We start from the raw sequence: 17754 nt of genomic DNA, 5'->3' as shown, positions 1-17754 counted from the left end.
GTTACCGGAACTTGTCGATCGCGCCACTGCCGCGAAACGCGCCGAACCGCGATACTGCCCCTCATTCCACCGCGTTCCACGCAATCTTCAGGAGAACCTGCCATGTCCTACGTCACCGACGTCCCCGCCGCCGACAGCCCCGCCGCCCTTGCGCATTTCGAGGCATCGCTGCGCTTCGAGACCGATTGCTGGGACGTGCACGACGCGCTCGCATCGGGCGCGCCCGATTTCGTGCTGCTCGACGTGCGCGGCCCCGATCAGTTCGCCGCCGGCCACGTGCCCGGCGCCCGCAACCTGCCGCGCCGCAAGATCATCGAGAGCAAGCTCGCCGGCTATCCGGCCGGCACGCTCTTCGTCGTCTACTGCGCGGGCCCGCACTGCAACGGCGCCGCACGCGCGGCGATCCAGCTCGCGCGCCTCGGCCGGCCGGTCAAGCTGATGATCGGCGGCGTGACGGGCTGGCTCGACGAAGGTTTCGCGCTGAGCAACGAAGTGCAGCCGGCGGACGCCGAAGCCGGCTGATCGTCATTAAAATCGCAACAATCAATTGCTTGGCCACGGCCTGCACGCAAACGGAAAAAGCGCGATACTCGGTTCCATTGCAGTTCGGATGGAGCAGCAACATGCAGAACGCAGTCCTGATTCAAGTGGCCGGTTCGGTGGCCGCGATCGCGATCTATTTTCTGCCGGCGGTCATTGCCGACCGGCGTGGCCGGCACGACAAGCTGACGGTCGCGATGTTCAACGCGCTGTTCGGGTGGACCGGCATCGGCTGGCTGATGACGCTGTACTGGGCCTGCCAGCCGAACCCGCGCACCGATGTCGCGCAGACGATCCTCGCGAAGCGCCGTGGCATCAGCATGCGGACCTTCTCGACCGGTCTCGTCGAACGCGTGCAGCGCCGCGTTGCCGCCCAGGAGCAATGGGCGGAGAAGCAAGGTTGCCGCTAAGTCCCTTTTTCCCCTTCAGCGTACCGCGTCGAACTTCGGCATCCTGACGTTGGTCGACGCGCGGTAGTCCCACGCCAGCGCGCCGTGCGGCGGTACGCCGCCCGCACGCAGCCATGCCCCGAACGCCCCCGCTGTCACTGCCCGCGCGATCCGCTCGCCCGGGCAACCATGCGGCCCCGTGCCGAAACCGAAATTCGGCCCGGCCGCGCGGCCAGGGATGAACCGGTGCGGATCGCGATGCACGGCCGGGTCGCGGTTCGCGGCGGCGAGCACGACGAGAATCGCGTCGCCCGCTTCGACGCTCACGCCTTCGATCGCCGTGCGCGATGCGACGAAGCGGCGCGTGTTCTGCACCGGTGAATCGAAGCGCCCGACTTCGGCAACGAATGCGTCGAGCGCGGCATCGTCCGGCGTGACGCGCGCGGCGCGCGCCCCCGCTTCCCCGTTCCACGCCACCAGCGTATTGCCGAGCCACGCGGCGGTCGCCTCGCAGGTCTGCGACAGCAGCCCGACGAGATTCGCGACCAGCGCGCCGCTCGCGTGCCAGCCCGACGCGCGGGCCGCCTGCTGCACGGCGGCAACGAGCGTGCCGTCGTGCGCCTGCGTCTGCGCGACGCGCGCTGTCATCCGGTCGAGCAGCGCTCGCGCAGCGTCGCTCGCGCGGGCCAGTGCCGCGGCATCCGACAACGGCGACAGCGCGGCGACGAAATCGACGACCTGCGCCGCGATACCGTCGAGCTGCGTCTCGTCGAAGCCGAGCAGATCGGCAACCGCGCAAACGGGCACCGTCATGCACCACGCGTTCAACGCGCCGGCATCGCCCGGCGCCGGCAAGCGCCGTGCGGCAATCCGCGCGGCACGGTCGCGCAGCGCCGCCGTGTCGATCGGCGCGAACGCCGTGCGCAGCGCCTGCTTCGGCACGTCGTGCCGCAACGCGCCGTCGTTCATGCGCACCAGCTCGCCGAACAGCGCGCCGGCCGTCGTGCCGCGCAATGCGGGCGGCACGGGGGCGTCCAGCGGGCGAACCCGGCAGGCCGGATGGCCGAGCACGGCCGTCACGGCGGCCGCGCGGCTCGCGACCCACAGGCCGAGCGTGGCGTCGAACGCGAGCGGCGGCCCGTCGACGAGCGCCGCATAATAGGGATAGGGATCGCGGTGCGTGACCGCTGCGATGGAATCGGTCGGGTTCATGCAGACAGTATCGGCGCAGTGCACGGCCGCATGTTTCGGGCTGACGTGAAATGTCGCGGCGCGGGTGCCGGGCGTGACGGCATCGCGACGACAGCGAATCGTCAGGCAGCCGACCGGTAGCGATGCGACTGCATCCGCATGCGAACGCGCCCGGCCGAAATCGCGCGCGGCTCGGCCACCACCGTGTCGTGAGGGAACATTTCCTGCCGGAATTCGCCGTTTTCGTCGAACCACTGGCAGATCAGCCAGTCGCCGTCGTCGAATACGACCGGCCCGGCATAGGTGACGGTCATGCGTGGCCCGCCCGTCTTCAGCGTCACGACATCGCCGACGCGAAACCTGACGCGTTGATTTTCTCGGTTCGTCATCGCTCTCTCAGCATTTATATATATCGATATTCCCGGCGGACCACCCACTGTCCTTTCGAACGTGCCGCAGATTATCAATCAAATAATCAGCCGGCAACTCCCGCGGTCAAAAACATACTGACCGAGGAAATGCAACAATGCGCGGCATCGACGCGCCCGGCGATCGCCCGATCGCCCGGTCCGGCGCGGCTTATGCGCCGGCGCCAGCCGAACGGGCGGGAATGCGGAGAATAGACGATGTATTTTTCGTCGTCACCGATGTTTAATTCAGACGCGAAATCGGTTGATTATTGTCAATCGGCTTTCGACTGGAAACGATCCCACCATTTATCTGCGCTCATTCCCCGAACAAAACCGGCGAATTATCGGGTGACGCAAACCAGCGGTTGATATCGCGCCCGGGCACGGCAGCTTGCGTAAACGTAAACGTGCCGTCCTGCGCCATCTCCTTCGCCGCGCGCAGAAACGCGCCGAGCGCGGCCCGCGCCAGCGCGCCGCCGACGCTCACGCGCTTCACGCCGAGCGCCGCCAGCGCGTCGAGGCTCAGCAAGCCGCCCTGCAGCCCCATCACGACGTTCACGGGCGCGCCGACCGCCTGCGTCACCGCCGCGATGTCGTCCGCATCGGTGATGCCCGGCGCGTACAGCACGTCGGCGCCCGCATCGCGATAGGCGACGAGCCGCGCGATCGTGTCGGCTAGGTCGGGGCGGCCATGCAGGTAGTTTTCGCAGCGCGCCGTCAGCGTGAACGGAAACGGCAGCGCGCGTGCCGCGGCGACGGCCGCCGCGATACGCTCGATCGCAGCGTCGCGGGCATAGATCGGCGCATCGGCGCGGCCCGTCGCATCCTCGATCGAGCCGCCCACCGCGCCGGCCTCGGCGGCGAGCCGGATCGTTTCGGCCACCGTGTCGGGCGCGTCGCCGAAGCCGTTCTCCAGATCCGCGCTGACGGGCAAGCCGCCCGCGGAGACGATCTCGGCGATGTGATCGAGCATCGCGTCGCGGTCGATCGCGTTGTCGGGCTGCCCTTTCGAAAACGCGTAGCCGGCACTCGTGGTCGCGAGCGCCTCGAAGCCGGCCATCGCGAGCAGTCGCGCGGTGCCGGCGTCCCACGGGTTCGGGATGATGAAGGCGCCGGGGCGCGCATGCAGGGCGCGGAAGGCTTCGGCTTGGCGGGCTTGCAGGTCGGAACGGGTCATCGCGGACTCCGGAAGGAAGGTGACGACCGAGCTTACGCCGGTCGTGCACGCGACGTTTCAGCGTTCGCCGAAATGTCGTCGCGCGACCGGGAAAACCCGGCACGCCGACCGTACGCCCGCAGCCGGCCACGAGCGGGCCGGCGCCGCCGCCTGCCCGTCGCCGGCCCACGATTGTTCAGATCGATGCGGCCGGCCCGCCGTCGATGCCGAGCAACACGTCGGTGACGGCCTCGGAGAAGCGCATCGCGCGGCCGTCGATCAGCACGTCGTCCGGATTCGACGGATCCCGCGTGGCGTGCGGCACGCCGTGCGCGAGCAGCACCCGCGCGCATGCCTCCCAGTCGGCCGCGCCGACCTGCTCCGGTTCGTTGACGGATGCCCACGACAACGTGCCGAGCGCGTCGCTCCCGAACCCGTGCAGGTCGCGCCAGTTCGCGCCGTGCGCGAGCAGGAACGCCAGCAAGTCCGCGTCGCCGCGGAACACCGCGTGATTCAGCGCACTCGCGTCCCAGTCGCCGCCGCGCGCGGCGATCGGCCAGCCCAGTTCGACCATGACCTTCACCGCGTCGCCCGAACCCCATGCGGCGGCGTCCGGCAGCAACCGCAGCCGTTCAGCGGGCAGCGCGCCGGGCAGTTCGGGATGCCGCGCCTGGATGCGCCGCGCATCGTCGGCGTCGGCGCGCGCGCAGGCCGCCACGAACGCGTCCGCCGCGTCGAGCGCCTCTTCCGCGCCGGCCGCCCGCAACAAGGCCGCGACGTCGGACAGCCCGGTCTGCATCGCCAGCCGGTACGCACTGATGCCTGTCGGCGTTTGCGCGCGGGGATCGGCGCCGGCCGCCAGCAGCGCGGCGACGTGGCGCGCCGAGCAGCGCACGCCGATCGCTCGCAACAACGGCGCGCCCCAGGTTTGCGCCAGCCCCGCGCCGGGCGGCTCGTTCGGGTCGCCGCCATGCGCGAGCAGCAGTTCGAGCGCGTCGGCATCGCGCATGTCGAACGCGCGCCGCAACGCATTCGTCCCGCCCACCCGCGCGCCGTGTTCGAGCAGCACGCGCGTGCAGGCCGGATGCTCCACCGAGTGATACAGCGATTCGCCGTCGTTCGGGTCGGCGCCGGCTTCCAGCAGCATCGCGGTGAGAACCGGATCGCGATTGACGCCCGCCGCGCCGTACAGCGCCGACAGCGGCCCCGCTTCGTCGGGTTCGGCGAGCGACGCAGGCGGAAAGCGGTTGCCGATCCGCTGGTTCGGATCGGCGCCGGCATCGAGCAGAAGACGCGCGCAGGCGCGCAGCCTGGCGGCGAACTCGGGAAGCTGCCCGAGCCGCGAATGCGTGACGGCGACCAATGGCGGCAGCTTCAACGGGCCGCCGGCGCGCGCGATCCAGCCGGGATCGGCGCCCAGCGCCGCCTTCACGGCGTCGAGGTCGCCGGCCGCGCAGGCGATGGTCGGATCGTCCGCGACGAGCTCGGGATGGTCGAGCAACAATTGCACGGCGACGCGCGGCCGGGGCGCGTCGACGCCACCGGTCACGTCGCCGCCGTACGCCAGGTCGAGCCAGCGCCGGACCAGCTGCGCGCGCTGTTGCCCCGCCAGCGCATGCGTTTCGACGAACGCGCCGAGATCGGCCCATGACGCAAAGCCGTACTCGCGCGCGATGCACGATTGCGCGTCATGCAGCCGAAGCCCGAGCGCGAGCGCTTCGTCGTGCGTGCGGTTCGCGGCGGCAGGGAGAAACCGGACAAAGCGCGCGACGGCATCGGCGTCGCCTTGCCGGTACAGGCGCAACAATGCCTTGGCCTGCTTTTTCAGATGATCGGGATGGGCGTTGGGAGGCAGCTTTTTCATGCGGATCCTCGTGCAGTGAATGGCCGAAGGTCCGCAATACCGCCAGCACAAAGGACAGGGGGAAAGCTGAATTCGCTGCGACAGGTGGGTTCAACCCTTTCCGCGGACCCGGAAGCGACCTGCATCGCTGCCCGGTATCCTAGGCGACGGCCGGCGGCGACGTCAACCGCGCCGCGCCCTGCGGCGGCGACACTCAGCCCGCGAGCTGCTTCGTCAGGAAAATGCGCGCGTGTCCGACCGGATAATCCGGCAGCTCCCCGAAGCGGACATAGCCGCGTTTCTCGTAGAACGGCCGTGCCTGGAAGTCGAACGTGTCGAGCCACGCGCTGTGGCAGCCGCGCGCGACGGCTTCCGCCTCGGCCAGATCCATGATGCGCGTGCCCGCGCCCTGGCCGCGCGCGGCCTCGGGCACCACGAGCAGGTCGACATGCAGCCAGCCGTACGCCGTGCTGCCCCACAGGCCACCGACCACCGCGCCCTCGCCATCGGTCACGACCACGGCCAGCGGACGCGCGTCGATCGGGCCCGCCTGGCTTTCGTTGAACCGGATGAGCGGCGCGACGATCTGCTTGCGCACGTTCGCGTCGCCCGCGTCCGTCACCTCGTATGTGAACGTCATCGGTTGAATCCGCTTGAATCCTGAATGAGGAAGGAGCGACGCCGCACGCACCGCGTCAGACGACGTAAGCGCCCTTCGCGTGCAGTTCCGCTTCCGTGCGCTCGAGCGCCGCGATCGCATCGCTGCCTTCGAGCGCCAGCAACTGCGCGACCAGCGCTTCGGCCATCGCATGCGCGGCCACCAGCGACGGAAAGAACGACGGGCTGTCGTGCGTGAAGATCAGTTGCGCATCCGCGTGCAGTGCGATCGGCGACACCGCGCTGTCGGTGATCGCGACGATCCGGCTGCCCTGCGCCTTCGCGGCCTGCGCGACGCGCGTCGCTTCCTGCGAATACGGCGCGAAACTGACGACGACGGTCACGCTCTGCTTCGCGATCGTGCGCAGCTCCATCTCGAGCGAACCGGCGACGCCATTGAGCAGCGACACGGTCGGACGGAACAGCCGGTAGCCGTACACGAAGCCGAACGCGACCGGATAACACGAGCGAAACCCCGCGACGTGCACGTGCGACGCCTTGCGGATCAGTTTCGCGGCATCGGCGAGCGCGTGCTCGTTCTGCGCGGCGGTGGCCGACAGGTTGTGTTGTTGCGCGGCGAGCAGGTCGTGCGCGAGCGACGCCTGCGCGTCGGGCCGCACGAGCGAGCGTGCCCGCTGCGTGAGCGGCTCGGGGCGCGTGCGTACGCGTGCCACGCACAGGTCGCGCAGCTCGTTCCAGCCGGGGAAACCGAATTGCTGCGCGAGCCGCACGAGCGAGGCGGGCTGCACCTGCGCGCGCTGGGCGACCTTGCGCATCGACGAGGTGGCGACTTCGTCGGGATGATCGAGCAGGAAGGCAGCGCCCGCCTGGAATTGCGGGCTCAGCTCGGAAAATTGCGCCCGGATCCGGGACGCGAGTTCGTCGAAATTGGCGGCCATCTTGGTGGGAACGGGAACCGGTCGTCCATGGTATCACCGGCCCCGCGCGCACCGGTCAGCGCAGCACTTCGACGTGATCGGCGTCGACCTTCACGCTGCCTGACCATTTGCGCTCGAATTCGCCGGTCACCTTCACTTCGTTCTTGTCGCTGACGGGCTGGCCGGCCGCCCACAGCTTGCGGTCGATCTCGACGCGGATCGTGCCGGTCGCATCGGCGAATTCGTAATCCTCGCCGCCGACATGCTTGACGATGCGACCCTGCAGCTGCACGTGCTGGTCGTCCTTGCCGTTCGCGAGCAGCTCCTTCACGGTGGTCGTGGTCAGCGTGGACGGCCCCGTGTATTGCGCGTAGACGGCGGCGGGCAGCGTGGCGAGCGCAACCGTCAGGATTCTGGCCAGGTGTTTCATGATCGTGGTCCTCTTCTTCGATGTGACGCCGCGCCCCGTTGAACGCGACGGCGCCAGATTACGGACCGTAAGATTAAGCAAACCTGAAGGTCGCCCGAAAGCGACGCGGTGCCGCATCGGACGCACGGGAGCGCCCGCCGCGCGCCGCCCGCATTTAAGCTGCGCCTAAGACACGGGCGCTTATCATGGGAACCCCGGGTGCCACGGCGCCCCGTTGAAGAGACACGAATTCATGCGCGTATTGCTCGTCGAGGACGATCCGCTGATCGGCAGCGGGCTCGAACAGGGCCTCAAACAGGAAGGCTTCGCGGTCGACTGGGTGAAGGACGGCGACGCCGCGTCGCTCGCGCTGCGCGCGACCGGCTACGGCCTGCTGCTGCTCGATCTCGGGCTGCCGAACCGCGACGGCCTGTCGGTGCTCGCCGCGCTGCGCCGCCGCGACGAGACCCTCCCCGCGATCATCATCACCGCGCGCGACGGCGTGCCCGACCGCATCGCGGGCCTCGACAGCGGCGCCGACGACTATCTCGTCAAGCCGTTCGAGCTCGACGAACTGCTCGCCCGCATCCGCGCCGTGACCCGCCGCCATGCGGGCCGCGCGCAGACGACGCTCGTGATCGGCCCGCTGCGGCTCGATCCCGTCAAGCACCTCGTCTGGCTCAACGACGACGAAGTGCCGCTGTCGCCGAAGGAGTTCGTGCTGCTGCACGAGCTGATGCGCGACCCGGGCGCGGTGATCTCGCGCGAGCAGTTCGAGGAACGGCTGTACAGCTGGGGCGAGGAAATCGAGAGCAACGCCGTGCAGGTGCATATTCACAACCTGCGCAAGAAACTCGGCCACGACATGATCCGCACGGTGCGCGGCGTCGGCTACCGGATCGGTGACGGCGCATGACGCGCATCCAACGGGCGATCGCGCGCTGGCGCAACGCGTCGCTGCGGCGGCGCCTGCTGACGTGGCTGATGCCGGCCGCGTGCGTGATCGGCCTCGTCGCGAGTGCGGGCACCTACTGGGGCGCACTGCGCGAACTCGACGACCTGCTCGACGACCAGATGCGCAGCATGTCGAAGCAGATCGTCGTCGGCCCGAACGGCGAACTGTCGTTCAGCAACCATGCCAACGGCAAGCACGGCTTCGAAGCGAGCGATCCCGACGCCGTGCTGCTGCAGGTGTGGCGCAACGGCGCGCTCGTATATTCGACCGACCGCGATTCGAAACTGCCGCCGCCCGAGCAGAAAGGCATCGCGAGCGTCGACGTCGATGGCCAGCCGTGGCGCACCTATGTGACCGAGCGCGGCGGCACGACGATCCGGCTCGCGCAGGCACGCCACGCGCGATGGGAAGCGATCGCGGGCATCGCCGTGCACCTGCTGTGGCCGGTGTTCTCGATGCTGCCGCTGCTCGCAATCGGCCTGTGGTTCGGCATCGGCGCGGGGCTGCGGCCGCTGCGCACGATTGCATCCGGCCTCAAACGAAGGAATGCGAACAATCTGGAACCGGTCGACGTGGGCGCGATGCCGAACGAAGTCCGCCCGCTCGCCGAAGCGATCAACGACCTGCTCGCGCGCCTCGACCGCTCGTTCACGCTGCAGCGCCACTTCATCGCCGATGCCGCGCACGAGTTGCGCACGCCGATCATGGGGCTGTCGATCCAGTCGCAGCTGCTGCGGCGCGCGGCGACCGCCGAGGAACGCGAGCACATCCTCGCGCAGATCCAGGCGGGCACGACGCGCCTCGGCCACCTCGCCGAGCAGTTGCTGACGCTCGCGCGCCTCGAGCCCGACGCGCAGGCGGCCGCTTCCGCATCGGCGCCCGTCGATCTCGCCGCGCTGTGCCGGTCGGTGGTATCGGATCGCACGCGCGTCGCCGACGCGCACCGGATCGATCTCGGCGCGATCGTGTCGACGCCGGTGATGACGTCGGGCAATGCGGACACGCTGCGCGTGCTGCTGAACAACCTCGTCGACAACGCGATCCGCTATGCGGGCGCCGGTGCGCGCGTCGATGTGTCCGCGCGGATCGACGGCACGACGCCCGTGCTCGAAGTCGCCGACGACGGCCCCGGGATCCCGGAAGCCGAACGCAACGACGTGTGGGAGCGCTTCTATCGCGGTGAAGGCGCGCAGGCCGTCACGTCGTCGGGCAGCGGGCTCGGGCTGTCGATCGTCAAGCGGATCGCCGAACAGCATCGCGCGACGGTCGCGCTCGGCACCACGCACGGCGGACGCGGGCTGACCGTCACGGTGCGCTTTCCGCAGCCGGCCTGACGCGCGGGCGACGCACGACGCACGGCTTTTCCACAGATTGTGTTGGCAAGCTTGTGGACAACCTGCCATTAACGACACCAAGCCATTGATCGGAAAGGGTTTGCCGGTCGTGCGCGGCAAATGCGCCACGCCGGGTCAGCTACGCACCCGCCTCAGTTGTCGTCGACGATTCGCTCGATCCGCAGGCCGGCCGAGGTTTCGAGGATGCTGGCGTGATGCTCGACACGGCAATACAGTCGCCCCTTCGGATAGTCGTCCGGCCTCGGGCGCGTGCGATCCTCGACATGAACGACGACGGTGCCTCCGCTCGGATTCGCACCGACTCGCTCGCCCATGTAATAGAGCTGGCCGTTCAACTGGTAATAGCCGTGCCCGAGATACCAGAACGAGTCCTTCTCCGTCGCGATCGGCTGGTTGCCGAGGTAGATCGCGTTGCCCTTTCTGACGATCGGATAGAACAGCAAGCCGATTTGCGGCTCGATGACGGTGTAGTGATTGGCACGGATATCGTCGAGCACCTTGTCGCGAATTTGTTCGCTCAGGTAGGCGCGCTCGCCGAAATACTCGGTGTGACGATAGGCCGGCTGACAGGCATGCGCACTCGTGCCGCATACCGCCGCCATCAACGGCACGGCGATCGATTTCCAGATCGTTCTCACTGATTTCTCTCCAGGTTCCTTATTGTTGGCCTGCGATCCGGCGCGGCAAATGTTACCGGTGCCGGATCGCATCGCCAGTTTATCTACCCGGCCTCGTTCCGTGACGTTTAATCGCAAAATTGACAACTAGTTGTCTAATACGTAAAGTAGTTGTCAATTCATCCTGCGTATCGAACATGACGAAATCCGCGAAGTTGACCACCGTCGCGCTGTCCGTATTCCGCTTGAACGGCCTGCTGATCGAATGGGGCAACACCTTTGCCGGGCCGCACGGCCTGACCAGTGCGCGCTGGCAGGTGCTGGGCGCCATCTCGCTGGCGCCGGAAGCCCCGAACATCCCGCAGATCGCCGACGCGATGGGCATCACGCGGCAGGCGGTGCTGAAGCAGATCAACGTGCTGACCGACGAAGGGCTGGTTGAGTCGCTACCCAATCCGGCACACAAGCGTTCCCCTTTGTACGCGCTGACGCCACGCGGCGAGGCGGCCTATCAGGCCGTGGTCGGGCAGTGGCAACAGCATGTCCGCGACATCGCCGGCGATTTCAGTTCGGCTGACCTGGATGCAGCGATCCGCGTGCTGTCGGCGATGTCCCGTGCACATGGCGCCGATGCATCGACGTGAACGTTCAATCACCCCGGTCACCCATAGGAGTTCCCATGCCTCATTTCAAACCGATGGATCCGGCCTTTCCGATCCAGCAACAGATCGCCATCGACGCGGAGCCGGTCGTCCTCGTCAACGTGTTCACGCTGGCCGCCGCCGACGAAGCGGACTTTCTCGCCGTGTGGAAGGACGACGCCGAATTCATGAAGCGGCAGCCGGGATTCATCTCGACCCAGTTGCATCGCGCGCTGGGCGACAGTCCGACTTACCTGAACTACGCGATCTGGGAATCGACCGCGGCGTTTCGCGCGGCGTTCACGCATCCGGCGTTCGTCGCCAAGCTGTCGGCCTATCCGTCGTCCGCCGTCGCGAGCCCGCACCTGTTCCAGAAAGTCGGTGTGGCCGGTATCTGCACCGCGTGAGTGCACACGGGAATCGGGGCAACGCGTGGCATTGGCGGGCGTGTCGCGCGTCGCTCGCGCACCCGGACTTCTCCACAGAAAATGTTGGCAAGCTTGTGGATATCCTGCGCACCGCAACGCTAAGCCCTTGATCCGACGGACTTTGGCACGCGTGATGCAGACGAGGCCCAGCTGATGGCCTGCGCATACACCGCTTCGCCGCACTTCGCATCACGACGCCACGACGACGCACGCCGCAGTCGGCGCACACGCGCCCGCCATGCGCGGCGCCACTTACCCACAGATTTTGTTGGCAAGCTTGTGGATATCCTGCGCACGCCTGCGCTAACCCGTTGATCGCACGACGTTTCATGCACGGCGTCACGGTTGCGGCACCCTACGGCCCCGGCCTGCGCGCAAGCGCACGATCCCGCGCGACAGCAGCGCCTCACCGTCGCCTTGACGCTCGCGCCCGCCACGCGTCAAGATCACGCGAGCCGCACGCGGCCGCGCATCATCGGCTTCGCGCGACGGCTCAACGCGCCGGCCGTTCCGCCGGTGCCGCACCACGACACCTCACTCCGAGGAAGACCATGGAACACTTCACCGCGTGGCAGCTGGTCGTCTCACTCGTGCTGGTCGCCGTCGTCATCTATCCGTACGTCCGCATCGTTCGGCGCACCGGGCATTCGGGCTGGTGGATCCTGACGATGTTCGTCCCGGTCCTGAACTTCATCATGTTGTGGGTGTTCGCGTTCGCGCGCTGGCCCACCGTCGACGATCGGCAGCCCTGATCGTCGCCAGCGCGGCCGCCAGGCTTGTCCACAGATTTTGTTGGCAAGCATGTGGATAGCCTGCGCATACCGCGATCAAGCGCTTGATCCGAAAGACTTTGTCCGCGCCGCTTCAAATGCGGCACGCGGCCGGGAAAGTGCCGCCCGCACGCCCATTCGCCACGTAACGGGCGCCTTTCTCGCGTGCGAACCGGCTTGTCCACAGATTGTGTTGGCAAGCGTGTGGATAGCCTGCGCATACCAGGGCCAAGCGCTTGATCCGAAAGACTTTGTCCGCGCCGCCTCAAATGCGGCACGGCGGCCCGCGCCACGCCGGATGCGGCCGCGCGCGGGCTTGTCCACACTTTTTGTTGGCAAGCATGTGGATATCCTGAGCATGCGTGAGCTAAGTCGTTGATCGCACAACGTTTGATCGCGCGGGTCACGGCTGCGGCACGGCATGCATGCGGATCGCGTCACGCATGACGTGCCGCCCGCCTCAACCGAATGCCCGGACCACGATGCGTGCGACCGACGCGATCACGTCGTCCTTCGCGCGCGCATCGGCACGCGCCTGCGTGTAGTACACGGCCAGCGCGATCGGCGCACCCGACGGCGACCACACGACACCCGCGTCGTTGGTCGTCCCGTAGTCGCCGGTGCCCGTCTTGTCGCCGACCGTCCACCCGGCCGGCACACCCGCACGGATCCGCTTGTCGCCGACCTTGTTGCCGCGCATCCACGCGACGAGCTGCGCACGCTGCGCGGCCGGCAACGCCTCGCCGACCATCAGCACGCGCATGCTCGCGGCCATCGCGGCCGGCGTCGTCGTGTCGCGCGGGTCGCCCGGCAGCGCGGTATTCAGTTCGGTCTCCCATCGATCGAGCCGGAACGTGTCGTCGCCGATCGAGCGCGCATAGGCCGTCACCGCCGACGGGCCGCCGAGCAGCTTCATCAGCAGGTTCGCGGCCGAGTTGTCGCTGAACTGGATCGTGGCCTCGCACAGCGCGGCGACCGTCATGCCGTCATCGACATGCTTGCCCGACACCGGCGAATAGTTAACGAGGTCGGCCTTGGTGTACGTCACGCGCTGTTGCAGCAACGCCGGTCGTTCGACGCTCTGCGCCAGCACCGCCGCGCTCAGCATCGCCTTGAACGTGCTGCAGAACGGGAAGCGCTCGTTCTGACGATGTTCCACGCGCCGGCCGCTCGCGATGTCGATCGCGCACACGCCAAGGCGGCCGCCGGCGCTGCGTTCGAGCTCGGCCAGCATCTGCCCGGCTGCAGCGGGCGTCACAGCCGCGGCTGCGGCAGTTGCGTCGTCCGACGCCGCGGCCTGCCGCGACGCGCATGCGGCAACGGTCAACGCAAGCGGCGCCGTCGCAGCGGCCAGCAACAGGGTTCGACGTTTCGATGAGTAGGTCATGTCGGTTGTCTCGTGGTGGAATGTGAGCGAAAGGATGTTGAACGCGCCCGGCCGGCGAGACAGCACTATCGGGACTTTACGGTTGCCTGACAAGCAAAGATAATTGAGCGCTGACAAAAGAAATTCTTATGACCAAGCTCCGCCCTCATCTTCCGCTCAATGCGCTGCGCGCGTTCGAATCGTCGGCGCGCCACCTGAACTTCACGCGCGCCGGCCTCGAGCTGAGCGTGACCCAGGCCGCGGTCAGCCAGCAGGTGCGCTCGCTGGAGGAGCGGCTCGGCTGCACGCTGTTCACGCGACTGCCGCGCGGCCTCGGGCTCACCGACGAGGGGCGCGCGCTGCTGCCGGTGCTCAGCGACGCGTTCAGCCGCATCGAGACCGTGCTCAAGCAGTTCGACGGCGGGCGCTTCCACGAGGTGCTGACGCTCGGCGTCGTCGGCACCTTTGCCCTAGGCTGGCTAATGCCGCGCTTGAAGCAGTTCGGCGATACGCATCCGTTCGTCGAGCTGCGGATGCGGACCAACAACAACGTCGTCGACCTGGCCGCCGAGGGCCTCGACTTCGCGATCCGCTTCGGGGAAGGCAACTGGCCGGCCACGCGCAACGAGCGTCTGCTCGACGCGCCGCTCACCGCGCTGTGCGCGCCGGACATCGCGCGGCGCCTCGCGCAACCGGCCGATCTCGCGAACGAAACGCTGCTGCGCTCGTACCGCACCGACGAATGGCATGGCTGGTTCGACGCCGCGCAGCTCGCGCCGTGGGCGGTCAACGGGCCCGTGTTCGATTCGTCGCGGCTGATGGTCGAGGCCGCGATGCAGGGCGCGGGCGTCGCGCTCGCGCCGGCGTGCATGTTCGCGCGCGAACTGCAGCTCGGCCAGCTCGTGCGGCCGCTCGACATCGACGTGCGCGCCGGCGGCTACTGGCTCACTTCGCTGAAGTCGAAACCGCTCACGCCGGCGATGACGCTCTTTCGCGACTGGATCGTGGCCGAGGCGGCCGCGACGGCGCAGGCCGAATGACCCGGCCCGGCTTGTCCACAGAAAGTGTTGGCAAGGATGTGGATATCCTGGGTACCCGGGACCTAAGCCCTTGATCGCGCACGAATTAGCGTTCCGACGCAGACATCGGGCAGCCTCTGTTCACGGGCGTCGCGAGCCGGCCCCCGACGGCCCGATCCTCAACTGTCGCGACGCAATCGATTGCGAGTTGTCCACAGAATATGTTGGCAAGCCTGTGGATATCCTTCCCATGCGGCGCGTAACATCCTGATACAAAAGGGGATTCAATCCACGGACCTTGCGAGGTCAACCCTGTGGCAGCGCCGGCGCTTTCGCACGGCCCGCGCCGCACCCGGCTCGGGGCCGGACGGTTCTCCACAGATTGTGTTGGCAAGCTTGTGGATATCCTGCGTACCGGCCACCTAACTCCTTGAGCGCACGGCGTTTTGTGCTTCATCTATAGAATCGGGCAGCCCCGGCGCAGCCCGTGCGGCAGGCGCCGGGGCCGGGGCCATCCGGGCATCAATGCCGGTCGAGCCCGCCGCGCAATTCGCTCGCCTTGTCGCGCAGCGCCTCGTAACCCGAGCGGGCATGCTCGGGCAGGTCGGGATCGCCGATCAGCGCACCGAGCGTTTCGATCAGGCTGAACAGGATGCCCTTCGCCGCGCCGACCGCGATGCTCTGCGATTCGATCGACTTGTGCAGGTGGTCGACCGCCGCTTCCAGATTCTCGAGCTTGTGCTCGCTGTCGTCGGGCCGGTTGTCGGTCGTCATCGTCTACCTCCGCCATCGTTCAAGGGTCATGTCACGATTCTATGCCGCTGCACGCGAACGTGGCGCGACATCGCGCAACGTTCGCGCCGCGCCGCGCTACAGCACCGCGACCACCTTCACGCGGCCCGGCTGCTCCGCCGCCGCGACGACCTGGCCGTCGACGCGGCGAAACGTGAGCGACACGGTTTCGTCACCGACGCGCAACGCGTCGATCCGCAGCCAGTCGACGCCTTCCGGCAGCGTCGGGCGCTCGACGCGCACCTCGTGGCGCGCTGCGTCGATGCTCACGCCGAGGCAGGCCTGCAGCATCATGAACGGCGCACCGGCCGCCCACGCCTGCGGCAGGCAGGCCACCGGATACGCGGTCGGCGGTTCGCCGCGCCGGCGCGGGAACCCGCAGAACAGTTCGGGCAGGCGCATCTCGAAGCTCACTGCCGCCTCGAACAGCGCACGCAGCAGGTTCACCGCGGCGGTCTTGTCGCCGTAGCGCGCCAGCCCGCGCGCGATCAGCGCATTGTCGTGCGGCCACACCGAGCCGTTGTGATACGCCATCGGGTTGAAGCGCGGCTGGCCGGCCGCGAGCGTGCGGATGCCCCAACCCGTCTGGAACAGCGCCGAGCCGAGCACGCCGGCGACCGCCGCGCCGCGCTCGGCGTCGGGTAGACCGAATGCGAGCAGGTGGCCCGCGTTCGACGCGAACACGCGGCACAGGTCGCCATGACCATCGAGCGCGATGCCGTAGAAATTGCCTTCCGGCATCCAGAACAGCGCGTCGACCTGCTCGCGCAGCGTCTTCGCGCGCAACGCATAGCGGGTGGCATCGGCCGCGTGGCCGCGCCGGTGCGAGCACATCGACATCGCATCGAGCGCCGCGCACGCATACGCCTGCACCTCGACGAGCGCGATCGGCCCGTCCGGGAAGCGGCCGTCCGCGTGGAACACCGAATCGTGGCTGTCCTTCCAGCCCTGGTTCGCGAGGCCGCGCTCCGACGTGCGCTGGTAATCGAGCAGTCCGTAAGGATTGCGGTCGCACTTGTCGATCACCCATTGCGCGGCACGCTCGAGCGCGGGCCACAGCTCGTCGATCAGCGCATCGTCGCCGGTGCGTTCGACGTATGCGCCCGCGAGCACGATGAACAGCGGCGTCGTATCGACCCCACCGTAGTACAGCGCGAACGGCACCTCGCCGGTCGCGGCCATCTCGCTGCGGCGGAACTCGTGCATGATCTTGCCGGGCTCCGCGTCGCGGAATGCGGACGTCTCGCGCGCCTGGTGCTCGGCCAGAAAGCGCAGCACGCCGCGCGCGAGCGACGGCTGCAGCCACAACATCTGCAGCGACGTGATCACCGCGTCGCGGCCGAACGGCGTCGAGAACCACGGAATGCCCGCGTACGGGTACGGCCCCGTGTCGAGCTGCGTCGTGAGCAGCCCGAGATCCGCGAGCGAGCGGTCGAGCCACGCGTCGAACAGCGGATTGCCGGTGTTCACGCGCGCCATCGATTCGCGCCGCGCGCGCATCTCGCGGTGCACGCCGACGAGCGCGGTGCGCAGCGCGACGCGGCCGCACCCCGGCCCTTCCGCATGCGCGGGGCCGAGCGTCGCGTCGACGGTCAGGTAGATCGACACGCAGGCCTGCGCGGCGATCGTCAGCGTGTAGTCGGCACGATCGACCGACAGCGCATCGGGCGCCGGCGAGAAATGCACGGTCACGTTGCGCTCGACGCTGTCGAGGCCGTCATAGCGCAGCCGCACCGCGCCCGCGTCCACACGCGGCGCCGCCACGGTGCCGCGCTTCGGGCGCTGTGTGCCGCGCACCTCGAACATGTCCTTGAAATCGGCCGCGAACGACAGCGACAGCGGCACCTCGGCTTCGCTCGCGCCGTAGTTCGTCAGCGTCAGCGCTTCGTAAAGCACGTCGCCCGCGAGCACGCGCATCCGCTCGATGTGGATCACGCCTTCGGGCGTTTCGTGGCCGCCGAGCGGCGGCAGCGGACGGTTCGTCAGGTGTGCGGTGAACGACGCGTTGTCGGCGCTGGTCGCGCCCGACAGCAGCGACGGCGCGCGACCGCCGAAGGTCAGGCGCCACGTCGACAGCACGCGCATGTCGTCAACGAACAGGCCGTCGTCGTGACCGCCGATGTCGCCGAGCGCGTCGCTGACCACGAACGCGTCGCCGGATTTCAGCACGTACTGGTTGTTGCGCGCCAGTGCCTGCGGATCGGCTTCAGGCGCGATGAAGGCGGGGCCCGTCGGTGCGATCGGGGCAACAGGCGCGACTTGCGGCGCCTGGGTCGTCGTGGCTTCAGCGTGATTCGGCATCGATGCTCCTGTGTCGGGTCGCAACGCGCGGCGCGTC

At 68.1% G+C, this 17754-nt stretch carries 20 protein-coding genes; 9 read left to right on the top strand and 11 right to left on the bottom strand.

Going from position 1 to position 17754, the window contains the following annotated elements; all coding sequences use genetic code 11:
* Nucleotides 1-102 precede the first annotated feature (102 nt).
* Together CFB45_RS19730 and CFB45_RS19725 are read left to right on the top strand one after the other, a co-directional pair.
* Complete coding sequence (locus CFB45_RS19730; RefSeq protein WP_089426988.1) at nt 103-522, top strand: rhodanese-like domain-containing protein; 420 nt, start codon at nt 103-105, stop codon at nt 520-522.
* A 101-nt stretch (nt 523-623) separates the two neighbouring features.
* On the top strand, nt 624-950 hold the full coding sequence (locus tag CFB45_RS19725; protein ID WP_011354384.1) for a superinfection immunity protein: 327 nt from the start codon (nt 624-626) through the stop codon (nt 948-950).
* Nucleotides 951-965: 15 nt separating this feature from the next.
* Here the strand turns inward: CFB45_RS19725 and CFB45_RS19720 are convergent, their stop codons facing one another.
* Complete coding sequence (locus CFB45_RS19720; protein WP_089429050.1) at nt 966-2141, bottom strand: cytochrome P450; 1176 nt, start codon at nt 2139-2141, stop codon at nt 966-968.
* Between the two features lie 101 nt (nt 2142-2242).
* Complete coding sequence (locus CFB45_RS19715) at nt 2243-2509, bottom strand: YodC family protein (RefSeq protein WP_089426987.1); 267 nt, start codon at nt 2507-2509, stop codon at nt 2243-2245.
* Between the two features lie 137 nt (nt 2510-2646).
* Here CFB45_RS19715 and CFB45_RS39505 point away from each other — a divergent pair, with 137 nt between their 5' ends.
* Complete coding sequence (locus CFB45_RS39505; protein ID WP_256978286.1) at nt 2647-2775, top strand: hypothetical protein; 129 nt, start codon at nt 2647-2649, stop codon at nt 2773-2775.
* A gap of 71 nt (nt 2776-2846) precedes the next feature.
* On the opposite strand, the gene CFB45_RS19710 is transcribed toward CFB45_RS39505, so the two are convergent.
* The 5 genes from CFB45_RS19710 to CFB45_RS19690 all read right to left on the bottom strand — a co-directional run bounded on the left by CFB45_RS19710 (nt 2847) and on the right by CFB45_RS19690 (nt 7494).
* Nucleotides 2847-3707 carry an isocitrate lyase/PEP mutase family protein gene (locus CFB45_RS19710; protein WP_089426986.1) on the bottom strand — a complete coding sequence of 287 codons (861 nt, stop codon included), beginning with the start codon at nt 3705-3707 and terminating at the stop codon, nt 2847-2849.
* 175 nt (nt 3708-3882) lie between these two features.
* Nucleotides 3883-5550, bottom strand: coding sequence for an ankyrin repeat domain-containing protein (locus CFB45_RS19705; RefSeq protein WP_089426985.1), 1668 nt, complete (start codon nt 5548-5550; stop codon nt 3883-3885).
* A gap of 193 nt (nt 5551-5743) precedes the next feature.
* The gene (locus CFB45_RS19700) at nt 5744-6169 is read right to left on the bottom strand and encodes a GNAT family N-acetyltransferase (RefSeq protein WP_089426984.1); all 426 of its coding nucleotides are present in this window, start codon (nt 6167-6169) and stop codon (nt 5744-5746) included.
* Between the two features lie 55 nt (nt 6170-6224).
* Nucleotides 6225-7085, bottom strand: coding sequence for a MurR/RpiR family transcriptional regulator (locus CFB45_RS19695; RefSeq protein ID WP_089426983.1), 861 nt, complete (start codon nt 7083-7085; stop codon nt 6225-6227).
* 55 nt (nt 7086-7140) lie between these two features.
* A complete protein-coding gene (locus CFB45_RS19690; RefSeq protein ID WP_089426982.1) occupies nt 7141-7494 on the bottom strand; it encodes a YgiW/YdeI family stress tolerance OB fold protein in 354 nt (117 codons plus the stop codon).
* Nucleotides 7495-7726: 232 nt separating this feature from the next.
* Between CFB45_RS19690 and CFB45_RS19685 the strand changes: the two genes are divergently transcribed.
* The gene (locus CFB45_RS19685) at nt 7727-8389 is read left to right on the top strand and encodes a response regulator (RefSeq protein WP_089426981.1); all 663 of its coding nucleotides are present in this window, start codon (nt 7727-7729) and stop codon (nt 8387-8389) included.
* Complete coding sequence (locus CFB45_RS19680; protein ID WP_089426980.1) at nt 8386-9762, top strand: ATP-binding protein; 1377 nt, start codon at nt 8386-8388, stop codon at nt 9760-9762. Before CFB45_RS19685 ends, CFB45_RS19680 begins: the two co-directional genes overlap by 4 nt.
* A 152-nt stretch (nt 9763-9914) precedes the next feature.
* Here CFB45_RS19680 and CFB45_RS19675 read toward each other — a convergent pair whose 3' ends face one another.
* Nucleotides 9915-10421 carry a hypothetical protein gene (locus CFB45_RS19675; RefSeq protein ID WP_144025210.1) on the bottom strand — a complete coding sequence of 169 codons (507 nt, stop codon included), beginning with the start codon at nt 10419-10421 and terminating at the stop codon, nt 9915-9917.
* A 176-nt stretch (nt 10422-10597) separates the two neighbouring features.
* On the opposite strand from CFB45_RS19675, the gene CFB45_RS19670 reads away from it, so the two are divergent.
* The 3 genes from CFB45_RS19670 to CFB45_RS19660 all read left to right on the top strand — a co-directional run bounded on the left by CFB45_RS19670 (nt 10598) and on the right by CFB45_RS19660 (nt 12221).
* Nucleotides 10598-11044, top strand: a complete 447-nt coding sequence (locus tag CFB45_RS19670; RefSeq protein ID WP_089426978.1) for a MarR family winged helix-turn-helix transcriptional regulator — start codon at nt 10598-10600, stop codon at nt 11042-11044.
* 35 nt (nt 11045-11079) lie between these two features.
* Nucleotides 11080-11448, top strand: a complete 369-nt coding sequence (locus tag CFB45_RS19665; RefSeq protein ID WP_089426977.1) for an antibiotic biosynthesis monooxygenase family protein — start codon at nt 11080-11082, stop codon at nt 11446-11448.
* A 572-nt stretch (nt 11449-12020) separates the two neighbouring features.
* On the top strand, nt 12021-12221 hold the full coding sequence (locus CFB45_RS19660; protein ID WP_046548390.1) for a membrane protein: 201 nt from the start codon (nt 12021-12023) through the stop codon (nt 12219-12221).
* Nucleotides 12222-12699: 478 nt separating this feature from the next.
* Here CFB45_RS19660 and blaPEN-bcc read toward each other — a convergent pair whose 3' ends face one another.
* Nucleotides 12700-13626 carry a PEN family class A beta-lactamase, Bcc-type gene (blaPEN-bcc, locus tag CFB45_RS19655; protein WP_089426976.1) on the bottom strand — a complete coding sequence of 309 codons (927 nt, stop codon included), beginning with the start codon at nt 13624-13626 and terminating at the stop codon, nt 12700-12702.
* Nucleotides 13627-13754: 128 nt separating this feature from the next.
* Between blaPEN-bcc and penR the strand changes: the two genes are divergently transcribed.
* On the top strand, nt 13755-14645 hold the full coding sequence (penR, locus tag CFB45_RS19650) for a beta-lactamase transcriptional regulator PenR (protein WP_089426975.1): 891 nt from the start codon (nt 13755-13757) through the stop codon (nt 14643-14645).
* A gap of 501 nt (nt 14646-15146) precedes the next feature.
* Here the strand turns inward: penR and CFB45_RS19645 are convergent.
* Nucleotides 15147-15398, bottom strand: a complete 252-nt coding sequence (locus CFB45_RS19645) for a hypothetical protein (RefSeq protein WP_011354368.1) — start codon at nt 15396-15398, stop codon at nt 15147-15149.
* 96 nt (nt 15399-15494) lie between these two features.
* Complete coding sequence (locus tag CFB45_RS19640; protein WP_089426974.1) at nt 15495-17717, bottom strand: amylo-alpha-1,6-glucosidase; 2223 nt, start codon at nt 17715-17717, stop codon at nt 15495-15497.
* Nucleotides 17718-17754 lie beyond the last annotated feature (37 nt).

Origin of the sequence: Burkholderia sp. HI2500, from assembly GCF_002223055.1 — a bacterium.
Taxonomy (GTDB): domain Bacteria; phylum Pseudomonadota; class Gammaproteobacteria; order Burkholderiales; family Burkholderiaceae; genus Burkholderia.
Note: the sequence above shows the minus strand (reverse complement) of the source record. Positions and strands in the feature narration are given on the sequence as shown.

Excerpts from the sequence above, each read along its gene's own strand:
- CFB45_RS19640 (WP_089426974.1), bottom strand. The coding sequence starts at position 17,717 with ATGCCGAATCACGCTGAAGCCACGACGACCCAGGCGCCGCAAGTCGCG.
- CFB45_RS19725 (WP_011354384.1), top strand. The coding sequence starts at position 624 with ATGCAGAACGCAGTCCTGATTCAAGTGGCCGGTTCGGTGGCCGCGATC.
- CFB45_RS19685 (WP_089426981.1), top strand. The coding sequence starts at position 7,727 with ATGCGCGTATTGCTCGTCGAGGACGATCCGCTGATCGGCAGCGGGCTC.
- CFB45_RS19690 (WP_089426982.1), bottom strand. The coding sequence starts at position 7,494 with ATGAAACACCTGGCCAGAATCCTGACGGTTGCGCTCGCCACGCTGCCC.
- CFB45_RS19710 (WP_089426986.1), bottom strand. The coding sequence starts at position 3,707 with ATGACCCGTTCCGACCTGCAAGCCCGCCAAGCCGAAGCCTTCCGCGCC.
- blaPEN-bcc (WP_089426976.1), bottom strand. The coding sequence starts at position 13,626 with ATGACCTACTCATCGAAACGTCGAACCCTGTTGCTGGCCGCTGCGACG.
- CFB45_RS19720 (WP_089429050.1), bottom strand. The coding sequence starts at position 2,141 with ATGAACCCGACCGATTCCATCGCAGCGGTCACGCACCGCGATCCCTAT.
- CFB45_RS19730 (WP_089426988.1), top strand. The coding sequence starts at position 103 with ATGTCCTACGTCACCGACGTCCCCGCCGCCGACAGCCCCGCCGCCCTT.
- CFB45_RS19695 (WP_089426983.1), bottom strand. The coding sequence starts at position 7,085 with ATGGCCGCCAATTTCGACGAACTCGCGTCCCGGATCCGGGCGCAATTT.
- CFB45_RS19700 (WP_089426984.1), bottom strand. The coding sequence starts at position 6,169 with ATGACGTTCACATACGAGGTGACGGACGCGGGCGACGCGAACGTGCGC.
- CFB45_RS19645 (WP_011354368.1), bottom strand. The coding sequence starts at position 15,398 with ATGACGACCGACAACCGGCCCGACGACAGCGAGCACAAGCTCGAGAAT.
- CFB45_RS19660 (WP_046548390.1), top strand. The coding sequence starts at position 12,021 with ATGGAACACTTCACCGCGTGGCAGCTGGTCGTCTCACTCGTGCTGGTC.
- CFB45_RS19705 (WP_089426985.1), bottom strand. The coding sequence starts at position 5,550 with ATGAAAAAGCTGCCTCCCAACGCCCATCCCGATCATCTGAAAAAGCAG.
- CFB45_RS19665 (WP_089426977.1), top strand. The coding sequence starts at position 11,080 with ATGCCTCATTTCAAACCGATGGATCCGGCCTTTCCGATCCAGCAACAG.
- CFB45_RS39505 (WP_256978286.1), top strand. The coding sequence starts at position 2,647 with ATGCGCGGCATCGACGCGCCCGGCGATCGCCCGATCGCCCGGTCCGGC.
- CFB45_RS19715 (WP_089426987.1), bottom strand. The coding sequence starts at position 2,509 with ATGACGAACCGAGAAAATCAACGCGTCAGGTTTCGCGTCGGCGATGTC.
- CFB45_RS19670 (WP_089426978.1), top strand. The coding sequence starts at position 10,598 with ATGACGAAATCCGCGAAGTTGACCACCGTCGCGCTGTCCGTATTCCGC.
- CFB45_RS19680 (WP_089426980.1), top strand. The coding sequence starts at position 8,386 with ATGACGCGCATCCAACGGGCGATCGCGCGCTGGCGCAACGCGTCGCTG.
- penR (WP_089426975.1), top strand. The coding sequence starts at position 13,755 with ATGACCAAGCTCCGCCCTCATCTTCCGCTCAATGCGCTGCGCGCGTTC.